Source organism: Lentzea miocenica (assembly GCF_033949945.1).
In the GTDB taxonomy this organism is placed as follows: Bacteria; Actinomycetota; Actinomycetes; order Mycobacteriales; family Pseudonocardiaceae; genus Lentzea; species Lentzea miocenica.
The window spans coordinates 60,315-86,076 of sequence record NZ_JAXAVW010000027.1; the positions used below are offsets into that span (position 1 = coordinate 60,315).

The following is a 25,762-nucleotide window of genomic DNA, read 5'->3' on the forward strand; positions in this document are numbered from 1 at the left end:
AACAGATGTTGAATTTATGCAACAATTACCGGCATGGTGAGCGTCATCGGGGCTGTGGCTTCCGTTGGTCTGGGGTCCGTGAGTCCTACGCGTGAGGAGTTCCGCGAGCTGGCGGTGAACCGCCGGGTCATCCCGGTGGTGCGCAGGCTGCTGGCGGACGCCGAGACCCCGGTCGGGCTGTACCGCAAGCTCGGGGCGGATCGTCCCGGCACGTTCCTCTTCGAATCGGCGGAGAACGGGCGCTCGTGGTCGCGATGGTCGTTCATCGGCGTGCAGTCCTCGGCGGCGCTGACGGCGACCGGCGGTGAGGCGTACTGGACGGGCACGCGGCCCGTCGGCCTCCCGGACGGCGGCGACCCGCTGGAGGCCCTGCGCGAGACCGTCGAGGTGCTGCGCACGGACCCGTTGCCCGGCATGCCCCCGCTGACCGGCGGCATGGTCGGCTACATCGGCTACGACGCGGTGCGGCGGCTGGAGCGGCTGCCGGTCATCGCCGAGGACGACCTGAAGATCCCCGAGCTGGTCATGCTGCTCGCGACCGACCTCGCGGCGCTGGACCACCACGAGGGCACCGTCACGCTCATCGCGAACGCGATCAACTGGGACGACTCGCCCGAGCGCGTCGACGCCGCGTACGACGACGCGGTGCGGCGCCTCGACGAGATGACGACGCAGCTGCACACGCCCGCGCCGCCGACCGCCGCCGTGTTCGCGCGGCCGAAGCCCGAGTTCCGGCGCCGGCGCTCGCAGGCGGAGCACTTCGCGGCCGTCGAGAAGGCCAAGGAGGCCATCCGGGCGGGCGAGGCGTTCCAGGTCGTGGTGTCGCAGCGGTTCGAGATCGACACGGACGCCGACGCGCTCGACATCTACCGGGTGCTGCGCGCGACGAACCCCAGCCCGTACATGTACCTGTTGCGCCTCGAGGGGTTCGACATCGTGGGCTCCAGCCCCGAGTCGCTCGTGACCGTGCGGGACGGCAAGGCGACCACCCACCCCATCGCGGGCACCCGCTGGCGCGCGGAGGACCCCGAGGAGGACGCCCTGCTGGAGAAGGACCTCCTCGCCGACCACAAGGAACGCGCCGAGCACCTCATGCTCGTCGACCTCGGCCGCAACGACCTCGGCCGCGTCTGCAAGCCGGGTTCCGTGCACGTCGTCGACTTCTTCAAGGTCGAGCGGTACAGCCACGTCATGCACATCGTGTCGACCGTGACCGGTGAGCTCGCCGAGGGCAAGACGGCCTACGACGCGGTCGCGGCCTGCTTCCCGGCCGGCACGCTGTCCGGCGCGCCCAAGCCGCGCGCGATGGAGCTCATCGAGGAGCTGGAACCCACCCGTCGTGGCCTCTACGGCGGCGTTGTGGGCTATTTCGACTTCGCCGGGGACGCGGACACCGCCATCGCCATCCGGACCGCCCTCGTGCGCGAGGGGACGGCGTACGTGCAGGCGGGCGGCGGCATCGTCGCGGACTCGGACCCGCTGGCCGAGGACAACGAGTGCCTGAACAAGGCGGGCGCGGTGCTGGCCGCGATCGCCACCGCGCAGACGATGGCGCCGGCTGTTGAAAGCTAGCCGTCCACTGTGGATCGCCGCGCTCCTGCTCGTGGGCGCGGCGGGTGCCTTCTGGGGCGCGGGCTCGGTGCCGATCGCGCTGCTGAGCCTCGCGTCCGTCGCGGCGGTCGTCGCGCTGAGTGGGACGGCGCGCCGGATCCTCGGCGCGTTGCTCGTCGTCGTTGGCATCGCCGGCGCGTTCTCCGGGCACTGGCTGGCGATCGCCGGAGGCGTTCTCGTGGTGGCCTCCGGCGTGCTTCAAGCGGTGTTCGGGGCCCGCATGCCGAAGATCGGGGTGGGCGGGCAGAAGGCCCGTCCGCGCGACCCCGAGACGGACATGTGGCGCGCGCTGGAGCGTGGAGATGATCCGACCGACGATACGTTGGCCGGCGGGCCGGTCTCGAACGAGTGAAGATCATTCGTCCTCATTCACGCATGTGACACGTGTACAGCCACGGCTAGCTGCGTGGACACCGAACCCCCGGTGGCTGGGGCATTACTCCGCCGGGGTTAGCATCCCCGTAGCGGGAAGGGGAGCAACACTGTGACGGTTCTCGAGTCGATCCTCGAAGGTGTGCGTGAGGATCTCGCCGCTCGCGAGGCTCAGTTGTCCTTCGACGTCGTCAAGGAGCGCGCGACCAAGGCAACTCCGCCGCTCGACGTGATGTCAGTGCTGCGCGGGCCGAACGTGGGTGTCATCGCCGAGGTCAAGCGCCGCAGCCCCTCCAAGGGCGCGCTGGCGGAGATCCCGGAGCCTGCCGAGCTCGCGTCCGCGTACGAGGCGGGCGGCGCGTCGGTGATCAGTGTGCTGACCGAGCAACGCCGCTTCGGCGGGTCGCTCGCGGACTTCGACGCCGTGCGCCGGGCGGTGAAGATCCCCCTGCTGCGCAAGGACTTCATCGTCTCGCCGTACCAGGTGCACGAGGCGCGGATGCACGGCGCGGACCTGGTGCTGCTGATCGTGGCGGCGCTGGAGCAGAACGCGCTGGTGTCGCTGCTCGACCGGGTCGAGTCGCTCGGCATGACGGCGCTCGTCGAGGTGCACACGGCCGAGGAGGCCGACCGTGCGCTCGAAGCGGGTTCGTCGGTCATCGGGGTCAACGCGCGCAACCTCCACACGCTGGAGGTGGACAAAGACGTTTTCGGCAGGATCGCTCCCGGACTACCCTTCGAGACGATCAAGATCGCCGAGTCGGGCGTGACCGGGCCCGGCGACCTGATGTCGTACGCCGGTGCCGGCGCCGACGCGGTGCTCGTCGGCGAAAGCCTGGTGACCAGCGGCGACCCCAAGGCCGCCGTCAACAAGCTCGTGACCGCCGGTTCGCACCCCGCGTGCCCGCGGCCCAGCCGATAACAGCGCTAGAGGAGCTATCCGATGGGCCAGTTCACGCCCACGCCGCATGATCCCGACGCACGGGGCCATTTCGGCCCGTGGGGAGGCCGGTTCGTTCCGGAGGCCCTGATCGCGGCGGTGGACGAGCTGGCCGCCGAGTACGACAAGGCGCGCCTGGACCCGGAGTTCGTGAACGAGTTCCAGCGCCTGCTGAGGGACTTCGCGGGCCGTCCGTCGCTGCTGACGGAGGCGCCGAAGTTCGCGGAGCACGCCGGCACGCGCGTGTTCCTCAAGCGCGAGGACCTGAACCACACGGGTTCGCACAAGATCAACAACGTGCTGGGTCAGGCGCTGCTGACCAAGCGCATGGGCAAGAAGCGCGTGATCGCCGAGACGGGTGCGGGCCAGCACGGCGTCGCGACCGCGACGGCGTGCGCGCTGCTCGGCCTCGACTGCGTCGTCTACATGGGCGAGGTCGACACCGAGCGCCAGTCGTTGAACGTCGCCCGCATGCGTTTGCTGGGCGCCGAGGTCATCCCGGTGAAGTCCGGCTCGCGGACGCTGAAGGACGCGATCAACGAGGCGCTGCGCGACTGGGTCGCCAACGTCGACGAGACGCACTACCTGCTCGGCACCGCCGCGGGCCCGCACCCGTTCCCGCTGCTGGTGCGCGACTTCCACCGGGTCATCGGCATCGAGGCGCGCGAGCAGATCCTCGAGAAGGCCGGCCGCCTGCCCGACGCCGTCGTCGCCTGCGTCGGTGGCGGGTCGAACGCGATCGGCATCTTCCACGGCTTCATCGACGACCTCGACGTCCGCCTGGTCGGTGTCGAGCCCGGCGGTTCCGGTCTGGACAGCGGCAGCCACGGCGCGACGCTCACCGCCGGCACGCCCGGCTCCCTGCACGGCGCGATGTCGTACGTGATGCAGGACGAGGACGGCCAGATCACCGAGGCGCACTCGATCTCCGCTGGTCTCGACTACCCCGGCGTGGGACCTGAGCACTCGCACCTCAAGGACATCGGCCGGGCCGAGTACTTCCCGGTGACCGACGCCGAGGCGATGGAGGCGTTCGCCCTGTTGTCGCGGACCGAGGGCATCATCCCGGCGATCGAGTCCTCGCACGCCCTCGCGGGCGCGCTGAAGCTCGGGCCGTCGCTCGGACCGGACGGCCTGCTGGTCGTGAACCTGTCCGGGCGTGGGGACAAGGACATGGACACGGCCGTTGCGTACTTCGGCCTCGGTGACGGGGGACAGGCCTGATGTCGTTGTCTGACGTGTTTTCGGCGGCGAAGGCCGAGTCGCGGGCCGCGCTCGTCGGCTACCTCCCGGCGGGCTTCCCGACGGTCGAGGGCTCCAAGGACTACCTCCGTTCGATGATCGACGCTGGTTGTGACCTGGTCGAGGTCGGTCTGCCGTTCTCCGACCCGGTGATCGACGGTCCGACCATCCAGGCCGCCGCCGAGCAGGCCCTGAGCGCCGGTTTCCGCGTGCGCGACCTGTTCGACGTGGTGTCCGCCGTGGCTGACGCCGGCGGGCGTGCGGTCGTGATGTCGTACTGGAACCCCGTCCTGAAGTACGGCGTGGACGCGTTCGCACGCGACCTCGCCGCCGCGGGTGGCCTCGGGATGATCACGCCCGACCTCGTGCCGGACGAGGCCGACGACTGGATGGCGGCCTCCGCGGCGCACGGGCTGGACCGGATCTTCCTGGTGGCGCCGTCGTCGACCGAGGAGCGCATCGCGATGACCGCGCGTGCCTCCTCCGGCTTCCTCTACGCCACCGCGGTCATGGGCGTCACCGGTGCCCGTGACGTGGTGTCGTCAGCTGCTCCTGAACTCGTTGCGCGGGTGCGTGAACACACCTCCATTCCGGTCGGTGTCGGGCTGGGCGTGCGGTCCGGTGCGCAGGCTGCGGAGATCGCCGGGTTCGCGGACGGCGTGATCGTCGGTTCTGCTTTCGTCTCGGCGGTGGCTGAGGGCGATGGTGCGGTGCGTGCGCTGGCCGCCGACCTGGCCAAGGGCGTGCGATCGGCCGCTGCGACGGTCTGAGTTTCTCCTCCTGTGCGGCTTGGAGTGCTTCCACGCAAGCGTGACGCGGACTCGAACACTTGATCGAGTGAATCTGGGTCGGTTGGAGTCAAAACGACCTGGAATCGTCGGTCTGGCCTGCGATCGTGGACTCATGCACAAGCCAGCTATTCGCCCGGCGTGCCACACTGGTGGTCGCCGGGCGGTTTTCGGAGGTGATGCCCTGTGGCAGCTCCAGCAGAGACGGCACCAGCCGCCTACCTGTTGCCGAAGCACGCGGGCCCCTGGTCGCTCGACGACGTCCTGTCGCTGCCGGAGGACAACAGCCAGCGTGTCGAGCTCGTCGACGGGATGCTTCTCGTGAGCCCGATGGGGTCCTATCGGCACCAGAACCTGGTGTTCGATGCCGCGGCCGCCCTGCGCGCTTCCTGCCCGGACTACCTTCAGACCACGATCGAGTTGAACGTCCTGCTTTCGAGCGGGCGCCTGGTGATCCCGGACTTCACGGTTGTGAGGCCTCGAGAAGCGGGCGTCATGTTCCCGGTGTCCGACGTGGTGCTCGTCGGCGAGGTGTTCTCGCCGAGCACGCGGCTCAACGACGAGGGTCTGAAGCGCAGCCTGTACGCCCAGGCGGGTATTCGGTACTACCTGATGGTCGACCCGGAGCCGCGCGTCGTCGAGGCCACGTTGCTCGAACTCCAGGGCACTGAATACGTCGAGATCGCGCAGAGCGTGAACGGCGTGCTGGAGACCGAACGGCCGTTCCCGGTCAGCATCAAGTTCTAGCCGTAGAGCCACTCCAGCCGTTCGTACAGGTCAGCGACGGTCCACGACGCGAACATCGCGTCACGGGCCGCGGCGGCGTCACCGGCTGGGTGGTAGACCTCCCGGCCCATCACCCGTGAAGCGTGGTGGACGCGCGCGGTGCGCTCCAAGCGGAGCGACACGTACCGCGCAAAAGAGCCGACCACGTCACGGGGTTCGAACACGGAGGAGAGGCACACGGCGTCCTCCAACGCCTGACAGGCGCCCTGCGCGGCGTACTGCAGCACGGGATGGGCGGCGTCCCCGAGCAACACGACCCGCGAGTCCTGCCACGTCGTGATCGGTGCACGGTCGCACAACACCCACGCGCGCCACTCATGCGCCAGCTCCATGACCCGCGTCGCGTCATCGCACAACGGCACGAAGTGCTGCATGACCTCCGCGTGCTCCACGGGCTTGCCAGTCATGGGCTCCGTGGCACCGTTGTCCGCCGTGGCCACCAGGTTGACGTACCGCCCACCGGCGATCACGTACCAAACCACGTGGTAGCGCGGCCCGGCCCAGAGCGTGACGACGTTCTCCTTCAACGAGCGCGGCACGTCCTGAGCGGGAATGACCGCGCGAAACGTCGTGTGCCCGGACACCGGCGGTTCCCCGTCACCGACGAGCTGCCGCCGCACCGCCGACCGCAACCCGTCCGCACCCACGAGCGCCTCGCCGTGCACCAGATCGCCGGCCCGCGTCACCACCGTGACCCCGTCGGCGTCCTGCGTGTACGCCTCCACACCGCTGTTGACCCTCAGGTCGACCAACTCGTGGTTCTGGCAGGCGTCGAGCAACGGCGTCAGCACGTCGTTGCGATGCACCACCGCATACGTGCCGAACCGCTCCTGAAACCCGGCGTCGACCGGCAACCCGGCGATCAACCGCCCGGAAACCCCGCACCGCAACCGCAACTCGTCCACGTGCACGGCCCGCGACCGCACCACGGCCCCCACACCCAGCAGATCGAGCATGCGAAACCCGTTGGGCCCCACCTGAATGCCGGCCCCGATCTCCTCGAACACCGCGGCAGCCTCGAGAACCGTCACGCGATGCCCGGCCCGCGCGAGCCCGAGCGCCGCAGCCAGGCCACCGATACCGCCGCCGACCACCAGGACCGTCATGTCCGACCTTTCGCGAGTCCGCCTCAGACCGCGTCCGAGTATCTCGGCTCAGCGATCACGAACCCCCTAAGAAGACGGCGGGGCCCGGATCGACGCGCCCAGCAGAGAAGGTCTGGGGGTTTCCCGCGCGGTTGGGCCGCAGGCCTGTTGGTCACGTCGGGTTCCATTGCCGGCCGATCTTCAACCCCGCTCAAACCCCAGCCCACGGCACCGGCAGGGTTCGGGCGGGTAACGATCGAGCGTCCGAACGAGACGCACACAGGGCCACCGGTACGGTGGGCGACGTGTTGAACGGGTTGAACGCCGTCCTGGCCACGATCCCGAGCCCAGACCGTGGTGTTTGGTACCTCGGTCCGCTCCCCATCAGGGCCTACGCGTTGTGCATCATCGCCGGCATCATCGTCGCCATTTGGTGGGGTGAGCGCCGCTGGGTCGAACGTGGCGGCATCAAGGGCGAGGTGACGGACATCGCCGTGTGGGCGGTGCCGTTCGGCCTCGTCGGCGGGCGGCTCTACCACGTCATCACGGACAACCAGAAGTACTTCGGGCCGGGCAAGAACCCGCTCGCGGCGCTGGAGATCTGGAACGGCGGCCTCGGCATCTGGGGTGCGATCGCGCTCGGTGCGGTCGGCGCCTGGATCGGGTGCCGGCGCAAGGGCATTCCGCTGCCCGCGATGGCGGACGCGCTGGCGCCCGGCATCGTGGTGGCGCAGGCCATCGGGCGGCTCGGCAACTACTTCAACCAGGAGCTCTACGGCGGCGACACGACGTTGCCGTGGGGTCTGGAGATCTACCGTCGCGTCACGCCTGAGGGGCGTGAGGACGCGCTGGCGGGGGTGGCGATCGATCACACGCCGATCCAGGTCGTGCACCCGACGTTCCTCTACGAGCTGTTGTGGAACCTCGGTGTCGCGCTGCTGATCGTGTGGGCCGACCGCAAGTTCCGGCTGGGTCACGGGCGGACGTTCGCGCTGTACGTCGCCGGCTACACGGCCGGGCGGTTCTGGATCGAGCTGATGCGCACCGACGAGGCGACGCTGATCCTCGGCACGCGTGTGAACGTGTTCGTGTCGGCGCTGGTGTTCCTGGGTGCGGTCGCCTACTTCATCATCGCGAAGTCGCGCGGTGAACGCGAGGACGTCGCGGCGTTGCGGGGCACGGACCAGCCCGTGGAGCAGCCCGCCGACGGCGAACCCGTCGTCGACGCCGAACCTGAGCCTGAGGCCGACGTCGTCGTCGACGAAGCAGACGACGCGAAGGACAAGAAGAGCTCCCCGGAGTCCGTCAAACCGGAGTGATCTGTGCGCGTGCTCGTCGTCGAGGATGACGACCGGGTGGCACGAGGCCTGCTGACCGCGCTGCGGCACGCCGGCTACGAGGTGCATCGGGTGGCCACGGCCGCCGACGCGCTGCGTGCCGCTCCCGCCGACGTGGTGCTGCTCGACCTCGGCCTGCCCGATGGCGACGGCCTCGACGTGCTGCGCGAGTTGCGGCACCGTCCGGGCACCGCCGTCATCACGGTGACGGCGCGCGGTGAGGAACGTGAGCGCGTGCTCGGCCTGCGGGCGGGCGCCGACGACTACGTGGTCAAGCCGTTCGGGACGTCGGAGCTCCTCGCCCGGATCGAGGCGGTGCTGCGCAGGACGCGCATGCACCGCGCAGGGCCGGAGAGCGAAGTCCTGGTCCAGGTCGGCGCGTTGCAGCTCTCCACGTCGACGCGCGAGGTCACGCTCGACGGGGAGCCGCTGTCGCTGACCCGCAAGGAGTTCGACCTGCTGGCCCTCCTCGCGACCCGCAAGGGCGAGGTGGTCAGCCGCGACTTCATCGTGGACCAGGTGTGGCAGGCGCACTGGGAGGCGCCGTCGCGGACGCTGGACACCCACATCGCGGCGCTGCGCGGGAAGCTCGGCGGGCACGTCAAGATCGAGACGGTGCGCGGCGTGGGGTACCGGCTCGCCACGTGACGAGTCTCCGAGAGACATCCACCGGCACGTGCGGAACAATCTGAACCGATGCTCCGCCGACTGCTCGTCATCACCGTTCCGCTGCTCGTCGCCCTGGTCGCGGCGCTCGGCATCCCACTGGCGTCCGCGGTGGTGCAGCGCGAGACGCAGACCACCTATCTCGACCGCCTCGGTGACGCGAGCAGGTTCGCCTCGCTCGGCGAGAGCGCGCTGCAGTCGGACCGGCTGGAGGCGCTGAGCCAGGAGATCCAGCGCTACGACGCCCTCTACGACGTGCCGGTCGCTCTGGTCAGCGCGGACAAGCGGATCCTGCTGGCCTCCCGGCTGGGGTTCAACCCCACCAACGACCCCGAGGTCACGAAGGCCCTCAACACGGCGTTGAACGGCGGGATAAGGCCAGAACCCGACTACACGGGCTGGCCGTGGCGCACCGGGCCGATGGTCGTCGTCGAACCGGTCGGGCGGGACAGCGAGGTCGTGGCCGCGGTCGTGACCATCTCGCAGACGGGTGGCCTGCGGACCGAGGTGCTGCGTCAGTGGGGACTCATGGCGCTGGCCGGCCTCGCGCCGATGCTCGCCGTGGTCGCCGCCGCGTGGCCGATGTCGCGGTGGGTGCTCAGGCCGGTCAGCAGGCTCGACGAGGCCACCGCGGCCGTAGCGGCGGGCAACCTCGACGTGCGTGCGGACGAGGTCGGCGGGCCGCCCGAACTCCGCCGGCTGGCGAAGAGCTTCAACACCATGGTCGACGTCGTCGGCAGGGCTCTGAACAGGCAACGGGCGTTCGTCGCCGACGCGTCGCACCAGCTGCGCAACCCGTTGGCCAGCCTGCGGCTCGCCGTCGACAACCTCGAGCCGCACGTGCAGGGGGAGCACGGCCGGGAGGCGCACGAGATCGCCGTCGAGGAGGCCGAGGAGATGGGCCGCGTGCTCGACACGCTGCTCGCCGCTACCCGCCTCGACAGCGCCCGCAAGACCGAACCCGTCGAGATCGACCAGCTGCTCGCGACCCACCGGCCGGCCTGGCAGGCACTCGCGACGAAGTCCGGCATCGCGCTGAAGATCGAGGTACCGGCCGGCCTCACCATGCAGGAGCCGCCCGGCGGGCTCGGCAGCGTGCTGGACGAGCTGGTCAGCAACGCCATGAGGCTCGCCAACGCCACCGAGGTCCGGCTCACCGGCAGGCCCGGCGAGCTGCACGTCATCGACAACGGCGACGGCCTGAGCGACGAGGAGCGGGAGAAGGCGCCGCAGCGGTTCTGGCGTGCCACCAAGCACCAGAACATAGCGGGCACCGGGATGGGTCTCGCGATCTGCGCCGAGCTGATCGAGTCGGCGGGCGGCACGCTCACCCTGCACGACGCCGGCCCCGGCCTGGACGCCCGGATCTCCCTCAGCGCTTCACTGAACGGAACCAGCGCATAGCGCCGTCGTGCAGCGGCACGAGCCCGGTGGCGATGCCGGTGCGGACGTTGATCCGCGACGCCTCCGGGTGCCCCTCCACGATCCGCGCCGTTTCGGTGAACACCGTGCGCGTCACGACCTCCACCACGTCGGCGCTCAGCGTGTCGCGCGCCAGCAGCAGGTTCGGCACCGCGAACGTGCGGTTCGCCGCCACGCCCTCGTAGGTGGTGCTGGGAATCGTCGCCGGGATGTACGGGCCCTTGTACATGTCGGCGAGCTTGACGGCCTCCTCCGCGATGTCGATCATCCGCACCCCGCCCTTCAGGTCGGTGATCGCGGGCGTCGGGATGCCGGTCAGCGCGAGCATCGCGTCGAGCGAGCCGTTCGCGACCCGCCGCGACGCCTCCGAGTGGGCCATGCGTTCGTCCATTGCGGACACGTTGAACGCCTTCAACATCCGCATCGCGGTGAACTCCGTGCCGGAACCCGTCGGGCCCAAGGAGATGCGCTTGCCCGCGAGGTCGCGGAACGTCTGGATCGGCGATCCCGCCGGCACCGCGATCTGCATGAAGCTGTCGTAGAGCCGCCCGACCGCGCGGACGCTCTGCGGGTCGTCGATGGGGTCCAAAGAGGACAGCGCGAGCTGCGCGTCACCGGAGCGCAGCAGCTGCAGGTTCTCCACCGAGGCCGCGGTCGGGATCGCGATCACCTTCGTGTCCGGCAGCTGTTCGGCCAGCGCGGCGGCCAGAGCGCCTCCGACCTCGCGGAAAACGGCCCCCTCTGGCCCGGTCGCGAGCACCAGTTCGGCGGGTGCCTCGACCCTGCGCTGGGTGCACCCTGCCAGAGCCAGGCCGGCCCCTAGCAGAAGTGTGCGACGGCTGAGCGACACGAGCGAAGCCTAGCTGTTACGTCAGGGCTGTCTGAAGTTTCCGTGCGTCGGCTTGTTGCGCTCGGTGGCGCGGCTCACTCTCCTACCCAACGCGAAGTTCAAGGAGGAACCGTGGCGACCACCACAACAGGCCGCAAACCGATCTACAAGCACCTTTACTTCTGGGTGCTGGTGTCCATCGTGCTCGGCGCGGCCGTCGGCTTCCTGTTCCCCAAGCAGGCGTCCGAGATGAAGTGGCTCGCGGACCTGTTCGTCAACCTCGTCAAGGTCGTCATCGCGCCGACCATCTTCGCGACGATCATCGTCGGCATCGCGGGCCTCGGCAACCTCGCCAAGGCGGGCGGGCTCGCGCTCAGGACGATTCTCTACTTCACCGCGATGACGACGGTGGCACTCGCCATCGGTCTCCTCGTCGTGAACATCGTGGCGCCGGGTCACCAGGGCGGTGCGATCGCGCTGAACGAGTCCGCCGCCGAAGCCACGCTGAAGTCGGCGTCGACCGCGGAGACCGGTGTCACCGGCTTCATCCTGAGTCTGGTGCCGAAGTCGTTCGTGAGCGCGTTCACGGACGGACAGCTGATCCAGGTCCTCGTCGTCGCGATCCTCGTGGCCGTCGCCGTGGCGGGCATGGGCGAGCGCGGTGCCAAGGTCGTCTCCGCGATGGAGACCCTGTCCAAGGTCATGTTCGGCATCATCAAGATCGTCATGTACGCGGCGCCGATCGGTGCCTTCGGCGGTATCGCCTACACGGTCGGCAAGTTCGGTGGCGGCATCCTCGGCAAGCTGCTGTGGCTGATGGGTTCCTTCTACGCCACCTGTCTGCTGTTCATCGTCGTCGTGCTCGGCATCGTGGCGCGGATCGCGGGCTTCAGCCTCCTGAAGTTCCTGCGCTACATCAAGGACGAGATCCTGATCGTGCTCGGCACGTCGTCGAGCGAGTCGGTGCTGCCGCGCATGATGGTCAAGCTGGAGGCGGCGGGAGCGCAGAAGTCGGTCGTGGGTCTCACCATCCCGACCGGGTACTCGTTCAACCTCGACGGCACCTGCATCTACCTGACCATGGGCGCGATCTTCATCGCCCAGGCCACCGGTCACGACGTCTCGATCGGTGTGCAGATCGGCCTGCTGCTGTTCATGCTGATCGCGTCGAAGGGCGCGGCGGGCGTCACCGGCGCCGGCCTGGTCACCCTGGCGGCCTCGCTGCAGGCCTTCGAGGCCCACTCGGCCATCCCCGCGGTCGGCATCGCGCTGATCGTCGGCATCGACCGCTTCATGTCGGAGGCCCGCGCCATCACCAACGTGATCGGCAACGGTGTCGGCTCGCTGGTCGTCGCCGCCTGGCAGAAGGGGCTCGACAAGGAGCGCCTGAACGAGGTGCTGGACAACCCGGACCTGGTCGACGTCGACGACCTGCTGGAGAAGCAGCACGCCGAGTCGGACAAGGCCGCGGCCGCCCACTAGAGGAACGTCCGTGGCCGGAGGCGTCTCTTCCCGCCTCCGGCCACGAGACCCTCGAGCTCCATGAATGCCGAGGTCCCCTTCTCCCCGCATGCGGCGCGGCGAGAAGGGGACCTCGGTCTTTTCGCTGCCCTGATGGTCTTTTGACCGTGAACAACCGGAGTGGACAGTGGTCAGGCGGTTGCGGTCGGTGGCGAGTGAGCGTCCGCTAACTGGGACGGCAGCCGTGTGAACAGCCAAAACGGCGGGATACCCAGCGGATGCGCTGTCAACACGTGAATGTCACGCAACTCTCATCAGCCTGGCTGATGTTGAACGTTCGGTTACGCTAACTCAGCCGTAACGAAGCCTGACGTCCGCTGCAATGTCGCTCAGCGCTGGGAAATCGTTACGCTTCCATGACCTAGATCACCCATTGGCGGGTGTCCCTGGGTTTCGCGGCTGTTAAAGTCGCGTCAACACGCGGGCCATCGTCGTCCCGTGCTCCCACCTGTTGGTTCGAGGTCTGAGCACGAGGACTTTGTTCTTTAGCGAGGACGACGAAGGAGGTCTGCGCAGTGATCTTCTCCGCCATCCCCGGCCCCCAGGGTCTCTACGACCCCAAGGATGAGCGCGACGCGTGCGGCGTCGCCATGGTGGCCGACATCCAGGGCAGGCGTTCCCACGGCATCGTTGTCGATGCACTTACCGCGCTTGCCAACCTGGAGCATCGCGGCGCCGCCGGCGCCGAGCCCACCTCGGGCGACGGTGCTGGCATCCTGCTTCAGCTGCCGGACGAGTTCCTGCGTGCTGTGGCCGAGTTCGATCTTCCGGAACGTGGTCATTACGCGGCCGGAATCGCATTCCTTCCGTTTGAGGCCGAAGAACGTGCTGAGGCAATGCAGCAGATCGAACGCATTGCCGAAGAGGAGAACCTCGTTGTTCTCGGCTGGCGTGATGTTCCGGTCGACCCGGAGAAGGCGAACGTCGGCCCGACGGCGCTTTCCGTGGCGCCGCACTTCGCGCAGCTGTTCGTGAAGGGCACCCGCGACGAGGCCGGTGTCGCACTGGACCGCCTGGCTTTCTGCCTGCGCAAGCGGGTCGAGCACGAGGGCAGCGTCTACTTCCCGTCGCTGTCCGCGCGCACGATCGTCTACAAGGGAATGCTGACGACCGAGCAGCTGCCGGCGTTCTTCCCCGACCTGCACGACGAGCGCCTGTACACGGCGATCGCGTTGGTGCACAGCCGTTTCTCCACGAACACCTTCCCCTCGTGGCCGCTGGCGCACCCGTTCCGGTTCGTCGCGCACAACGGTGAGATCAACACCGTGCGCGGCAACCGCAACCGCATGCGCGCCCGTGAGGCGTTGCTGGACAGCGATCTCATCCCCGGTGACCTCGCGCGGCTGTTCCCGATCTGCGACCCAGAGGGGTCGGACTCGGCGTCGTTCGACGAAGTGCTGGAGCTGCTGCACCTCGGTGGCCGCAGCCTGCCGCACGCCGTGCTGATGATGATCCCGGAGGCGTGGGAGAACCACGCCACGATGGATCCCAAGCGCCGGGCGTTCTACCAGTTCCACGCGAGCCTGATGGAGCCGTGGGACGGACCCGCCTGCGTCACGTTCACCGACGGCGAGCTCGTCGGCGCGGTGCTCGACCGCAACGGCCTGCGCCCCGCCCGCTGGTGGCAGACCGCCGACGGCCGCGTCGTGCTGGCGTCCGAGACCGGTGTGCTCGACGTGCCGTCCGACCAGGTGGTCGCGAAGGGCCGCCTGCAGCCGGGCCGCATGTTCCTGGTGGACACCACCCAGGGCCGCATCGTCGACGACGACGAGTTCAAGTCGGGGCTCGCCTCGGAGTCGCCCTACGACGAGTGGCTGCACGCCGGCCTGCTCGACCTGGCCGACCTGCAGGACCGCGAGCACGTGGTGCAGAGCCACGAGTCCGTCGTGCGCCGCCAGCTCACCTTCGGCTACACCGAGGAGGAGCTGCGGATCCTGCTCACGCCCATGTCGATCATGGGCATGGAGCCGCTGGCCTCGATGGGCACGGACACCCCGGTCGCGGCGCTCAGTCAGCGTTCCCGGTTGCTCTACGACTACTTCGTGCAGAACTTCGCGCAGGTCACGAACCCGCCGCTGGACGCGATCCGCGAAGAGATCGTCACGTCCGTCAAGCGCGTGATGGGTCCCGAGCAGAACCTGCTCGACCCCGGCCCCGTCTCGTGCCGCCACGTGACGCTGGACTACCCGGTCATCGACAACGACGAGCTCGCCAAGCTCATCCACATCAACGACGACGGCGACCTGCCGGGCTTCGCCTGCACCGTCCTGTCCGGACTGTACGAAGTGGACGGCGGTGGCGAGGCGCTCGCGGCGGCGATCGAGCGCGTGCGTCGCGAGGCGTCGGAGGCCATCGCGAACGGTGCTCGCACGCTGGTGCTGAGCGACCGCGATTCCGACCACCGGATGGCGCCGATCCCGTCGCTGCTGCTCGTCTCCTCGGTGCACCACCACCTGGTGCGCACCAAGGAACGTCTGCGTGTCGCCCTCGTCGTCGAGTCCGGTGACTGCCGCGAGGTCCACCACGTCGCCGCGCTGCTGAGCTACGGCGCCGCCGCGGTGAACCCGTACCTCGCGTTCGAGACGATCGAGGACCTGATCGGCCAGGGCGCCATCACCGGCGTGCGGGCCCACAAGGCGATCCGCAACTACGTCAAGGCGCTCGTCAAGGGCGTCCTGAAGATCATGTCGAAGATGGGCATCTCGACCGTCGGCGCCTACACCGCGGCGCAGATCTTCGAGGCGGTCGGCCTGTCGAACGACCTGCTGGACGAGTACTTCAGCGGCACCCAGTCCAAGCTCGGCGGCGTCGGCCTGGACGTGCTGGCCGAGGAAGTGGCGCTGCGCCACCGCCGTGCGTTCCCGGACAACCCGACCGACCGCGCGCACCGCAGGCTCGAGGTCGGCGGCGAGTACTCGTACCGCCGCGAGGGCGAACTGCACCTGTTCACGCCGGAGACGGTGTTCCTGCTGCAGCACGCCACGAAGACGCGCAAGGAGGACGTCTTCCGCCAGTACACGGCGGAGGTCGAGCGCATCTCGCGGCAGGGCGGCACGTTGCGCGGGCTCTTCAAGTTCCGCACCGAGGGCCGCACGCCGATCCCGATCGACGAGGTCGAGCCGGTCAGCTCGATCGTCAAGCGCTTCAACACCGGCGCCATGTCGTACGGCTCGATCTCGGCCGAGGCGCACGAGACCCTCGCCATCGCGATGAACCGCCTCGGCGGCCGGTCGAACAGCGGCGAGGGCGGCGAGGACCGCGAGCGTCTGTACGACCCGGAGCGGCGTTCCGCGGTCAAGCAGGTCGCGAGTGGACGGTTCGGCGTCACCAGCGAGTACCTCGTGAACTCCACGGACATCCAGATCAAGATGGCGCAGGGCGCGAAGCCCGGCGAGGGCGGTCAGCTGCCCGGCTTCAAGGTCTACCCGTGGATCGCGCGCACCCGGCACTCGACGCCGGGCGTGGGCCTGATCTCGCCGCCGCCGCACCACGACATCTACTCGATCGAGGATCTGGCGCAACTCATCCACGATCTCAAAAACGCGAACGAGCAAGCACGGGTTCACGTGAAGCTCGTCTCGTCGATCGGCGTCGGCACGGTCGCGGCGGGTGTCGCCAAGGCGCACGCGGACGTCGTGCTGATCTCCGGCTACGACGGCGGCACCGGCGCCTCGCCGATGAACTCGCTGAAGCACGCCGGAACGCCGTGGGAGATCGGTCTCGCCGAGACCCAGCAGACGTTGCTGCTCAACGGTTTGCGCGACCGCATCACCGTCCAGGTCGACGGCGCGTTGCGCACTGGCCGTGACGTCGTCGTGGCCGCTCTGCTCGGCGCGGAGGAGTTCGGCTTCGCCACGGCACCGTTGATCGTCGCGGGCTGCGTGATGATGCGCGTCTGCCACCTCGACACGTGCCCGGTCGGCGTCGCCACGCAGAACCCCGACCTGCGCGCCCGCTACACCGGCCAGGCCGACCACGTCGTGAACTTCTTCGAGTTCATCGCGCAGGAGGCCAGGGAACTGCTGGCGGAGCTCGGTTTCCGCACGATCGACGAGGCCGTCGGGCACGCGGAGCTGCTCGACAAGGACGACGCGATCGAGCACTGGAAGACCGAGGGCCTGAACCTGGACCCGGTGTTCGAGGTGCCGGAAACCCCGTACCCGACCGCGAAGCGCAAGATCCGCGACCAGGACCACGGCCTGGACAAGGCCCTGGACCGCACGCTGATCCAGCTCGCGGAGGCGGCGCTGGAGGACGCGCACCAGGTCAACCTGGAGCTGCCGGTCCGCAACGTCAACCGCACGGTCGGCACGCTGCTCGGCGCCGAGGTCACCCGCCGCTACGGCGGCGAGGGCCTGGAGGACGACACGATCCGGGTGAAGCTCACCGGGTCGGCCGGCCAGTCGCTCGGCGCGTTCCTGCCGCGCGGCATCACGCTGGAGATGGTCGGCGACGCGAACGACTACGTCGGCAAGGGCCTGTCCGGCGGGCGGATCATCGTCCGGCCGTTCGATGACGCGCCGTTCCGGGCGGAGGACCAGGTCATCGCGGGCAACGTGATCGGCTACGGCGCCACGTCCGGCGAGATCTTCCTGCGCGGCCGCGTCGGTGAGCGGTTCTGCGTCCGCAACTCCGGCGCCCTGCTGGTGGCGGAGGGCGTGGGCGACCACGCGTTCGAATACATGACCGGTGGCCGGGCCGTGGTGCTCGGGCCGACCGGTCGCAACGTCGCGGCCGGCATGTCCGGCGGCATCGCGTACGTGCTCGACCTGGACCCGTTGTCGGTGAACCAGGAGATGGTCAATCTGCAGCGCCTCAGCGCCGAGGACCTGCGTTGGCTCAAGGACGCCGTCACCAAGCACCACGAGCACACCGGCTCTGCCGTCGCTGCCTCGCTGCTCGGTGACTGGACTCGGCGAGCCGGTGCGTTCACGAAGGTCATGCCCGGCGACTACCAGCGCGTTCTCGAGGCCATGCGCCTCGCCCGCGCCGAGGGCCGGGATGTTGACGCGGCTGTCATGGAGGCGTCTCGTGGCTGATCCACAGGGTTTCATGAAGTACTCCCGCTCCGACGCGCCGAAGCGTCCGAAGCCGGAACGGTTGCAGGACTGGAACGAGGTCTACCTCCACGAGGAGCCGGCCGAGCGCAACAAGGCCGTCCGCACGCAGGCCACGCGGTGCATGGACTGCGGCATTCCCTTCTGCCACAGCGGCACCGCGGGCTGCCCGCTCGGGAACCTGATCCCCGAGTGGAACGACCTGGTGCGCCGCGGCGACTGGGAGCTCGCCTCGGACCGCCTGCACGCCACCAACAACTTCCCGGAGTTCACGGGTCGTCTGTGCCCGGCGCCGTGTGAGGCAGCCTGCGTGCTGTCGATCTCGCACGACGCCGGTGGTGCCGTCGCGATCAAGCGGGTCGAGGAGACCATCGCGGACATGTCGTGGGAGAACGGCTACGTGCAGCCGGCCCAGGCGACCGTGTCCTCCGGCAAGCGCGTCGCGGTCGTCGGTTCCGGTCCCGCCGGACTGGCCGCCGCCCAGCAGCTGACCCGGGCGGGCCACGAAGTCGTGGTGTACGAACGGGATGACCGTCTTGGCGGGCTGCTGCGGTACGGCATCCCCGAGTTCAAGATGGAGAAGAAGGTCCTCGACCGGCGCCTGTCCCAGCTGCGCCGTGAGGGCACCAAGTTCGTGACCGGCTGCGAGGTCGGCGTCGACATCACGGTCGAACAGCTGCGCGCCGAGTTCGACGCGGTCGTGCTGGCCGTAGGTGCCCTGCGCGGCCGCGACGACAAGACCACCCCGGGACGTGAACTCAAGGGCGTGCACCTCGCGATGGACCACCTGGTCCCCGCGAACCGCGCCGTCGAGGGCGACGGCCCGTCCGCGATCTCTGCCGAGGGCAAGCACGTCATCGTCATCGGCGGTGGCGACACGGGCGCCGACTGCTACGGCACCGCGACCCGCCAGGGCGCGCTGTCCGTGACGCAGCTGGACCAGTACCCGATGCCGCCGTCGGTGCGCGACGACGACCGCTCGCCGTGGCCGGTGTGGCCGCACATCCTGCGCACCTACCCGGCACACGAAGAGGCCGGTGAACGCCGCTTCACGGTGGCGGTCCGCCGCTTCGTGGGCGACGACGACGGCCACGTGCGCTTCATCGAACTGCAGCAGGTGCGCGTCGAGAAGGACTCGTCCGGCCGCCGTTCCGTGGTGCCGCTGTCCGACGAGGTCGAAATGCTGCCCGCGGACATGGTGCTGCTGGCGATCGGCTTCGAGGGTGTCCAGCACATGCGGCTTCTCGACGATCTGGGCATTTCCCTCTCGCAGCGCGGCACGATCTCGTGCGGCTCCGACTGGCAGACGAGCGCGCCCGGCGTGTTCGTCTGCGGCGACGCACACCGCGGTGCTTCGCTTGTGGTGTGGGCGATCGCGGAGGGCCGGTCCGTGGCCAACGCCGTGGACAGCTTCCTCACGGGTTCCTCGAACCTGCCGTCGCCGGTTATTCCGAACCAGCTTCCGCTCGCTGTGGTGTGACAACGGGGTCAGATCAGCGGAGAGCAGCATGACGCCCCGCGCGACAACGGAGTCGCGCGGGGCGTTCGCCTTTCTCTAGCGTGTTCCGCATGCGCGACGACGACGTGGGTTGGCCGTACGTGGGTGGCAGCGGTGTGTTCCACGACAAAGGATGGGGCTGGGTCGGCAGCACGTGGCGGGATAGGTACGTCACGGGGTCGGCCGGCTGGGTTGCCGAATACCGGCACATGGTGGAGATCGTCGACAGCGTCCTCTCGAGCGGAGTGTCGGACCGATTGCTCGTGAGCACGTCCATGCACGACCTCCTGATCCATCCGGCGGGTGACGAGGCCGGCGAGTACCAGACGATCCTGGTCGTCTCGCCCGCGAACTACCCACTCCTGCGCGGCCACATGGGGCTTGCCTTCTTCAACGGCCGCCGTCGCGAGTACCGGCAGTACCTGGTCGAGGACGCGGTCGAAGCGTTCTGGGACGTGGTCGGGGAGAAGTACGGCATTCGGCGATGAAGGGGTTCGTGTCCGCGTTCGCGTTGATCCAGGGCGAGTTCCGAGGCCGGACCTGGGAGGACGTGGCCGAGTGGTTCGACGAGCTGCGCCGGGGGAACGAAGGATTCGCGTCGCACCAGTACATGCGGGACGTCGTCGCGAGCGTTCTTGAGAGCGGCGTGGCGGATCGCCTGGGCGTGACGACGTCGATGCACGACCTCGTCGTGGTGTCGATGGACGTGACGAACGGGTTCTACGAGACGATCAAGGTGATCTCGCCGTCGTCGCAGGCACCGGTCGACGAGGGTTGCTTCGCGTTGACGTTTCTCGGACGTAAGAGGCGCAAAGACGGGCGCCAGGAGATCCAGCAGCACCCGGTCGGGGAGGCCGTGCCCGCGTTCTGGCGGATGGTCGAGGAGAAGTTCGGCATCAAGCGCTAGGCATGCACGACTCCCAGCCGACGCGCCGGCACGCCGCCCGCACCGGCTCGTACAACGAGTCGTCCACCTTCGCGTATCCCCACGCCGTGGCGTCCCCGACCGGGCACTCACCCTGGCAGAACCCGTTGGCCCGCAGGTAATCCGCCGTCGCCTTCGTCTGCAGAGCCGAGACGATCCGCTGCCGCAGCGGTTCCGGCAGGTCGTCCGCCACCGCGAGCGGCGCGCCGGGGATCGGGCCCGACGTCCAGATCTTCGTCAGCTGACCGGGCTGGATCTGGCCGCGTTCGACGAGGTGCCGGTCGACCATCTCGTCGAACGCGAAGCCCGCGTCGCACTGCTTGTTGGCGACGGCGAGCACGGTGGCCTCGTGGCCGGTGGTGAACACCGGCACGGTGTCGTGCAAGGGATCCAGGCCGATCTCCCGCAGCGCCGCGTTCGGGTAGAGGTAGCCGGACGTGGACATGCGGTCGGCGTAGCAGACCTTGCGGCCGCGCAGGTCCTGGAGTGCGGCGATGCCTGACTCGGCGTGGGTGAAGCCGAAGCCGCGGTACGACGGCGCGGCGCCCTTTTCCTTCACCTGCGCGGAGATCGGGGTGATGCGGGCGCCTCGTTCGCGGGCCACCACGTAGGACTGCGGGCCGAACGCGCCGATGTCGATCGAGCCGTCGCGCATGCCGTTGATGAGTGCTTCGTAGGTGGTTGGTTCCTGCACGCGGATTTCCACGCCGGTCTCGCGGCGCAGCATGTTCACGATCGGCAGGAACGTCTGCTGGGTCGTGATCGAGCTGGCGGTGGGAATGCCGCTGAACACCAGGGTTTCCGGTGCGGAGGCGGCCTCGAGAGGCGGCGGTGAGCACGCGGCGAGCAGCAGTAGCAACGGAATCAGGCGTTTCATCGCTGGTCTCCTAACGGGCGCAGGTGTCGCGGTAGGCCAGGGCCGGGAGGTACTGCCGCCATTCGAGGGGGCTGAGGCCACCACCGGCGACGGCGCAGGCGCGGGCCACCGCGTTGTCGAGCAACGCCATGTCCCACAGGACGGTGGTGCCGTCCGAGCCCGCGGTGGCCAGCACGGTGCCGTTGGGGGCGAAGGCGGCGGAGTTCACGGTCATGCGGTGGCCGTCCAGCTGGCGGCCTACCTGGCGGGGCTGGTTCGGGTCGGTGACGTCCCAGACGAGCGTGCTGCCGGTCGACGTGCCGGCCGCCAGTTTGGTGCCGTCCGGGCTGAACGCCAGCGCGGTGACCTGTTTGTTCTGGCCCAGCGGCTGGCCGATCGGCAGCGGGTGACCGGGGTCGGCGATGTTCCAGAGGATCGTGGTGCCGTCGGTGCTGCCCGCGGCGAGGACCTTGCCGTCGAACGAGAACGCGGCCGCGCTGATGCTGTTGTTGTGGCCGGTCAACGGTTTGCCGATCGGCTTGCGGGTCGAGATGTCCCACAGCACGACCGTGTTGCCGGAGCCGGCGGTGGCGTCCATGGTGCCGTGCAGGGCCAGCGAGTACAGCCGTGAGGCCGCGGTTCCCTCGCTGATCCTGCGCGGCTGCTGCGGATAGCCGACGTCCCAGCGGATCTGCCGGTTGTCCGAGCCGGTGGTGACGAGCGTGTTGCCGTCCTCGAACGCCACGGACTTCACCAGCATGCCGTGCCCGGTCAGCGGCAGGCCGATCCGCCGCGGCCGGTCGGCCATCTCCCACACGATCGCCGGGCTGTGCGGGCTGCCGGTCACGAGCCGCAGCCCGTCCGGGGAGAACGCGAGCGACGACACCGCACTTCGTTGTCCCACCAACGGATCGCCGAGCTGCCGTGGCTGCGACGGCGAGCTGATGTCCCACAGCACCGTGGTCGCGTCGTGACTTCCGGCGGCCAGCACCGAGGAAGCGGGGGAGAAGGCGACCGACGAGACGACTCCGCTGTGGCCGGGTATCCGGGTGTGGGTCCGGTCGGCGAGCCGGAACAACGTCGTCACGCCGTCCGAACCACCGGTGGCCAGCAGCGTGCCGTCGCCGTTGAACGCCACCGCCGTCACCGCCTTGCGGACGTGGTCGGTCAGCGGCTCGCCCGCGACCGGGTGCGAAGGGTCGGTGATGTCCCACACCACCACGGTTCCGTCGTGGCTGCCGGTCGCGATCTTCGACCCGGAGAACGCCACGGACGACACCCCGACGCCCTGGCGTTTGAACGGCTCACCGAGCGGCGTCGGCCAGAGAACGACCGACCACAGCGCCGTGGTGCCGTCCGAGCGGCCGATCGCGAGCAGCGTTCCGGTGCGGTCGAACGCCACCGAGGTCACCGGCGGCCCTGGCGGCAGGCGGTGCTGCCGCGACGACTTTCCGGTGCCCTGCACCAGCACCGAGCCGTCCGAGCTGCCGATGGCCGCGATGTCGGCGGACAGCGCCACGGACGTGATCGCCGCACCGCTGCCGGTCCAGCGGGTCAGCCGTCGTGGTTTGTCGGTGAGGTCCCACAGGCTCGCCGTGCCGTCCGTGCTGCCGACGACGGCCGTGTGCCCGGTGGGACCGAACGCGACGGCGGACACGGTCTCGCCGAACGAACCGCCGTACCGCGTGGTGAGCAACGTGTTGACCAGCTCGGTGTTGGTGTCCGAGCTCGGTGCCAACTCATGCGCGGCCATCCCGAGGCGCAACGCGAGCTGTGGTGAGGAGTTGCGCGCGACCTGGGCCTGCGCGACGAGTGCGCGCGCTGTCGCCGTGTCGCGTTCGACGCTGGCCGTGCGCCACTGGATCGCCGCGAGTCCCGCCGCGCCGACAGCGGCCGCGAGGAACACCGCCAGCCAGCTGACCGTCCGCCTGCGGTCGCGACGGCGTTGTCCTTGCAGCGCACGGATCCGCACGCGGCTCGTGGCGAGATACCTGCGGGCGTCCGGGGTGAGGTCGTCGTCGGACACCAGCGGTTCGATCGCGGCGAACGTGTCCTCGTTGAGCAGCAGGTGATCCGCGCTCGCACCCTCGATCCACTGCGAGGCGTCCAGCTCGACCGACTGGGCCGCGCGCAGGCCGATCTGCCGCTCGTCGATCGCGCTCCGCAGCGGCCGCCACTCGGTGAACAACGCCTCGTGCGCCACCCCGATCCACCGGCCCTGCTTGTCGCCGCTCGCGGTGAGCAGGCGGTGCCGGACGAACACCTCCAGCGCCTTCTGCGCGGTCTCGTCGACCTGGGCCAGGTTGACGCGTTTGCGGGTCGGCCTGCCGGTGAGGTCGAGCGTGGCCAGCGCCGCGAGCCGGGAGAGCAGTTCCTCCCTGCACAGACCGGTTTCGGAGACGGCGCTGTCGAGCACGTCGTCGGCGTGCCGGGCGAGTGCGCCGTGCACGCCACCGAGATTCTCGTACCGTTCGCTGGACAACGTGCCGCCGCGTGGCACGTTCATCGCGAGGTGCTGCAAGGTGAACGCGAGCAACGGCAAAGCTTCGCCGCTCGCGGTGTCCTCGACGAGCTGCGCGACGAGCTCCGGGTGGACCTTGAGCCCCGCCACCTTCGCAGGTCCGGTGATCACGACGTTCAGCACCTCGCGCGCGAGCGGTGCCAGCACGTAGCTGCCGATGTGCACGCCGCCCAGCTCGGGCAACGCCCGCAGGTCGTCGAGGAACTCCGACCGCAGCGTGGCGATCACCCGCACGCTGTCGCCGAGCCCTTCGCGGAGCAGGTTCGCCAGCACCTGGCGGTCCTTCTCGCCGGCCCTGGTGAAGAGTTCCTCGGCCTGGTCGATGGTGATCAGCAGCCTGCGGTCCTCGTCGACCAGCTCCTGTGCGACGCCGTGCAGCCCGTCGAGGACGAGCCGGTCCCGCGCCTCCTGCAGCGACCAGTCGTGCCCGGCGCGTTCGGCGGTCTTGCGCACCGCGCGGGAGAGCGCGTCGAGCGGGTCGTTGCCCGGCAGCCACGGCGGCATCACGAGCCAGCGCGGGTCGTCCGCCAGCTGGGCCAGAAGACCGGCCCTGACCAGCGACGACTTGCCGCAGCCGGACGGTCCGACGACGGTCAGCAGGCCGGGGCCGCGGCGCACCTTGCGGGCCAGCGCGCGGGTTTCCTGGTCGCGGCCGAAGAACACGGCGCTCAGGGACGTGGTGAACGCGTCCAGGCCGGGGAACGGTTCCTGGTCCTTCGCGAGCTTGCGGCCACCGGCGTCGAACTGCCGCAACGCCTTCTCCAGATGCTCCCGCGCGGTGGAATGCGGGATGTGGTTCAGGTGCCCGATCAACGGGTGGATGACGCCTTCCGTCTGCACGGGCAGCAGCAGGCAGCCCAGGGCGTCCGCGATGGCCACCTCGGCCGTGCACCAGCTCGACGCGATCGACGCCGAGCTGACGACGCAGACCACGGCGTCCGCCTTGCGCAGCTCGTCGTGCAGGCGTTCCCGCCAGGCCTCGCCGACCTGGATTCCGTCCTCGGGATGAACTTCCAGAAAAGTTTCGTGGTCGTGGTCGAGCCAGTCACGGACCTGTGTCGCGATCGCCACATCCGGCGTCGCGTGGCTGATGAAAACCCTCGCCACGACGGCCTCCTTCGACAGTCGGTCACCGATTGTGCAGAGCACGCAGGGGACGGGTACCGGTTGTCCACTTGTTGGCACATCTCCAACGCACGAAGGTCACTCGCTGCATACATACGTTTCCGTGAAACCGGAATCTCTTTCGGGTGAACCTGGCGCTGGATACGGGCGAACTACGTCTCGTATATCGCGAAGGTTGTCCAGTTCGGGCGAAACTGATAGTCGTAGATCAACTCGGTTGGGGGAGGTGAGCATGCGCAGCGTTCTGCTGGCTGTCGTCATCGCCCTGTGCGCAGTGCTCGCCCCGGCCGTCACGCCGGTGTCGATCGGCGCACCGCCACCGAAGTCGAAGACCTCCGCGCCCAAGGAGGAAGCGCCCCGCGAGGAGCGCGAGACGAGCCGGCTGCGCCTCAAGGTCGCCGCCGTCGAGCGGGTGTCCAAGCTGACCAGGCCGTCCGCGGTGATGGCGCTCGTTCCCCGTCTGTTGGGCGGAGTTGTGCTCGTGTCCGCCGCCGAACCGATAGTGGTTTGGCGCACACCCCCTGCGCTGCAGGTGTTCCGGAACTGATCGGTCCCCACCTCCCGATCTGAACCGAACACTTTTTCCTTAGCAGTGAGGGATTCCCATGGACTTCCATCGCTTTGTTCAGCATGCCCGCGCACACGCCAAGTCGCGTTCCCGTGCGGCAGGCCAACGTCTTGCGGCCGGTCAGCAGCCCACGACGATGTTCATCACGTGCGCCGATTCGCGCATCGTGACGGCCGAGATCACCGGTGCCGAACCGGGTTCGCTCTTCGAACTGCGCACCGCCGGCAACGTCATCCCGCCGTACTCGCTGACCGCGCCGTCCAGCGAGATGGCCACGATCGAGTTCGCGGTACTGCAGCTCGGGGTCAGCGAGATCGTCGTCTGCGGCCACTCGCACTGCGGCGCGGTCGCGGGGTTGAACGGCGCCGCGATCGACCACCTGCCCGCGATGCGCGGCTGGTTGCGGCCACGGCAGAGGCCGAGGAAGTCGGACGACCCCGGGATGCGCGCGGAGGGGCAGGACCACGTCCGGACGCAGCTGCGGATCTTGCTGGAGTACCCGTTCGTCGCTCAGCGCGTGGCGGAAGGTTCGTTGCGCGTGCACGGCTGGTTCTACGACATCGAGACCGGTGAGGTCTCCGCCTGCGCCGAGCACGCCTTCCTTCCGCTGTAA

The 25,762-nt window shown here is 69.1% G+C and carries 20 protein-coding genes; 16 read left to right on the forward strand and 4 right to left on the reverse strand.

Annotated elements, in window-relative coordinates:
- Nucleotides 1–33 precede the first annotated feature (33 nt).
- From SK803_RS29980 to SK803_RS30005, 6 genes are all read left to right on the forward strand, one after another.
- Entirely contained in the window at nucleotides 34–1,572 is a 1,539-nt protein-coding gene (locus tag SK803_RS29980; RefSeq protein WP_319969490.1) for an anthranilate synthase component I, read from the forward strand.
- On the forward strand, nucleotides 1,562–1,963 hold the full coding sequence (locus SK803_RS29985) for a Trp biosynthesis-associated membrane protein (protein ID WP_319969491.1): 402 nt from the start codon (nucleotides 1,562–1,564) through the stop codon (nucleotides 1,961–1,963). The genes SK803_RS29980 and SK803_RS29985 overlap by 11 nt, the downstream gene beginning before the upstream one ends.
- 132 nt (nucleotides 1,964–2,095) lie before the next feature.
- Nucleotides 2,096–2,905, forward strand: a complete 810-nt coding sequence (gene trpC, locus SK803_RS29990; RefSeq protein WP_319969492.1) for an indole-3-glycerol phosphate synthase TrpC — start codon at nucleotides 2,096–2,098, stop codon at nucleotides 2,903–2,905.
- 21 nt (nucleotides 2,906–2,926) lie between these two features.
- A complete protein-coding gene (gene trpB, locus SK803_RS29995) occupies nucleotides 2,927–4,147 on the forward strand; it encodes a tryptophan synthase subunit beta (protein WP_319969493.1) in 1,221 nt (406 codons plus the stop codon).
- On the forward strand, nucleotides 4,147–4,935 hold the full coding sequence (trpA, locus tag SK803_RS30000) for a tryptophan synthase subunit alpha (protein ID WP_406601599.1): 789 nt from the start codon (nucleotides 4,147–4,149) through the stop codon (nucleotides 4,933–4,935). Before trpB ends, trpA begins: the two co-directional genes overlap by 1 nt.
- A gap of 204 nt (nucleotides 4,936–5,139) precedes the next feature.
- A complete protein-coding gene (locus tag SK803_RS30005) occupies nucleotides 5,140–5,700 on the forward strand; it encodes a Uma2 family endonuclease (protein WP_319969494.1) in 561 nt (186 codons plus the stop codon).
- On the opposite strand, the gene SK803_RS30010 is transcribed toward SK803_RS30005, so the two are convergent.
- A complete protein-coding gene (locus SK803_RS30010) occupies nucleotides 5,697–6,845 on the reverse strand; it encodes an FAD-dependent monooxygenase (protein WP_319969495.1) in 1,149 nt (382 codons plus the stop codon). The two genes, SK803_RS30005 and SK803_RS30010, sit on opposite strands and share 4 nt — an antisense overlap.
- 275 nt (nucleotides 6,846–7,120) lie before the next feature.
- Between SK803_RS30010 and lgt the strand changes: the two genes are divergently transcribed.
- The 3 genes from lgt to SK803_RS30025 are packed head-to-tail and all read left to right on the forward strand — an operon-like array spanning nucleotide 7,121 to nucleotide 10,231.
- Nucleotides 7,121–8,143: a prolipoprotein diacylglyceryl transferase gene (gene lgt, locus SK803_RS30015; RefSeq protein ID WP_406601600.1), complete on the forward strand. Its 1,023-nt coding sequence runs from the start codon at nucleotides 7,121–7,123 to the stop codon at nucleotides 8,141–8,143.
- Between the two features lie 3 nt (nucleotides 8,144–8,146).
- Nucleotides 8,147–8,809 (forward strand): response regulator transcription factor, encoded by a 663-nt coding sequence (locus SK803_RS30020; protein ID WP_319969496.1) that lies wholly within the window; start codon nucleotides 8,147–8,149, stop codon nucleotides 8,807–8,809.
- A 48-nt stretch (nucleotides 8,810–8,857) separates the two neighbouring features.
- Nucleotides 8,858–10,231 carry a sensor histidine kinase gene (locus SK803_RS30025; protein ID WP_319969497.1) on the forward strand — a complete coding sequence of 458 codons (1,374 nt, stop codon included), beginning with the start codon at nucleotides 8,858–8,860 and terminating at the stop codon, nucleotides 10,229–10,231.
- Here the strand turns inward: SK803_RS30025 and SK803_RS30030 are convergent.
- The gene (locus SK803_RS30030; RefSeq protein WP_319969498.1) at nucleotides 10,200–11,099 is read right to left on the reverse strand and encodes a TAXI family TRAP transporter solute-binding subunit; all 900 of its coding nucleotides are present in this window, start codon (nucleotides 11,097–11,099) and stop codon (nucleotides 10,200–10,202) included. The genes SK803_RS30025 and SK803_RS30030 overlap by 32 nt on opposite strands.
- 111 nt (nucleotides 11,100–11,210) lie before the next feature.
- Between SK803_RS30030 and dctA the strand changes: the two genes are divergently transcribed.
- The 5 genes from dctA (at nucleotide 11,211) to SK803_RS30055 (ending at nucleotide 20,061) form a co-directional block, all read left to right on the forward strand.
- A complete protein-coding gene (gene dctA, locus SK803_RS30035) occupies nucleotides 11,211–12,560 on the forward strand; it encodes a C4-dicarboxylate transporter DctA (RefSeq protein ID WP_319969499.1) in 1,350 nt (449 codons plus the stop codon).
- A 554-nt stretch (nucleotides 12,561–13,114) separates the two neighbouring features.
- Nucleotides 13,115–17,638 (forward strand): glutamate synthase large subunit, encoded by a 4,524-nt coding sequence (gene gltB, locus SK803_RS30040; RefSeq protein WP_319969500.1) that lies wholly within the window; start codon nucleotides 13,115–13,117, stop codon nucleotides 17,636–17,638.
- On the forward strand, nucleotides 17,631–19,136 hold the full coding sequence (locus SK803_RS30045; RefSeq protein ID WP_319969501.1) for a glutamate synthase subunit beta: 1,506 nt from the start codon (nucleotides 17,631–17,633) through the stop codon (nucleotides 19,134–19,136). The genes gltB and SK803_RS30045 overlap by 8 nt, the downstream gene beginning before the upstream one ends.
- Before the next feature lie 89 nt (nucleotides 19,137–19,225).
- Nucleotides 19,226–19,642 carry a hypothetical protein gene (locus tag SK803_RS30050; RefSeq protein WP_319969502.1) on the forward strand — a complete coding sequence of 139 codons (417 nt, stop codon included), beginning with the start codon at nucleotides 19,226–19,228 and terminating at the stop codon, nucleotides 19,640–19,642.
- On the forward strand, nucleotides 19,639–20,061 hold the full coding sequence (locus SK803_RS30055; RefSeq protein ID WP_319969503.1) for a hypothetical protein: 423 nt from the start codon (nucleotides 19,639–19,641) through the stop codon (nucleotides 20,059–20,061). Before SK803_RS30050 ends, SK803_RS30055 begins: the two co-directional genes overlap by 4 nt.
- Here SK803_RS30055 and SK803_RS30060 read toward each other — a convergent pair.
- Nucleotides 20,051–20,956: a phosphate/phosphite/phosphonate ABC transporter substrate-binding protein gene (locus SK803_RS30060; RefSeq protein ID WP_319969504.1), complete on the reverse strand. Its 906-nt coding sequence runs from the start codon at nucleotides 20,954–20,956 to the stop codon at nucleotides 20,051–20,053. The genes SK803_RS30055 and SK803_RS30060 overlap by 11 nt on opposite strands.
- Before the next feature lie 10 nt (nucleotides 20,957–20,966).
- The gene (locus tag SK803_RS30065) at nucleotides 20,967–24,563 is read right to left on the reverse strand and encodes an nSTAND1 domain-containing NTPase (protein WP_319969505.1); all 3,597 of its coding nucleotides are present in this window, start codon (nucleotides 24,561–24,563) and stop codon (nucleotides 20,967–20,969) included.
- Between the two features lie 250 nt (nucleotides 24,564–24,813).
- Between SK803_RS30065 and SK803_RS30070 the strand changes: the two genes are divergently transcribed.
- Both SK803_RS30070 and SK803_RS30075 read left to right on the forward strand, forming a co-directional pair.
- Nucleotides 24,814–25,128 (forward strand): hypothetical protein, encoded by a 315-nt coding sequence (locus SK803_RS30070; protein WP_319969506.1) that lies wholly within the window; start codon nucleotides 24,814–24,816, stop codon nucleotides 25,126–25,128.
- A gap of 58 nt (nucleotides 25,129–25,186) precedes the next feature.
- Entirely contained in the window at nucleotides 25,187–25,762 is a 576-nt protein-coding gene (locus SK803_RS30075; protein WP_319969507.1) for a carbonic anhydrase, read from the forward strand.

Coding starts and splice junctions, on each gene's coding strand:
- SK803_RS29980 (WP_319969490.1), top strand. CDS start 34: ATGGTGAGCGTCATCGGGGCTGTGGCTTCCGTTGGTCTGGGGTCCGTG.
- trpB (WP_319969493.1), top strand. CDS start 2,927: ATGGGCCAGTTCACGCCCACGCCGCATGATCCCGACGCACGGGGCCAT.
- trpA (WP_406601599.1), top strand. CDS start 4,147: ATGTCGTTGTCTGACGTGTTTTCGGCGGCGAAGGCCGAGTCGCGGGCC.
- SK803_RS30010 (WP_319969495.1), bottom strand. CDS start 6,845: ATGACGGTCCTGGTGGTCGGCGGCGGTATCGGTGGCCTGGCTGCGGCG.
- SK803_RS30025 (WP_319969497.1), top strand. CDS start 8,858: ATGCTCCGCCGACTGCTCGTCATCACCGTTCCGCTGCTCGTCGCCCTG.
- SK803_RS30050 (WP_319969502.1), top strand. CDS start 19,226: ATGCGCGACGACGACGTGGGTTGGCCGTACGTGGGTGGCAGCGGTGTG.
- SK803_RS30055 (WP_319969503.1), top strand. CDS start 19,639: ATGAAGGGGTTCGTGTCCGCGTTCGCGTTGATCCAGGGCGAGTTCCGA.
- SK803_RS30060 (WP_319969504.1), bottom strand. CDS start 20,956: ATGAAACGCCTGATTCCGTTGCTACTGCTGCTCGCCGCGTGCTCACCG.
- SK803_RS30070 (WP_319969506.1), top strand. CDS start 24,814: ATGCGCAGCGTTCTGCTGGCTGTCGTCATCGCCCTGTGCGCAGTGCTC.
- SK803_RS30075 (WP_319969507.1), top strand. CDS start 25,187: ATGGACTTCCATCGCTTTGTTCAGCATGCCCGCGCACACGCCAAGTCG.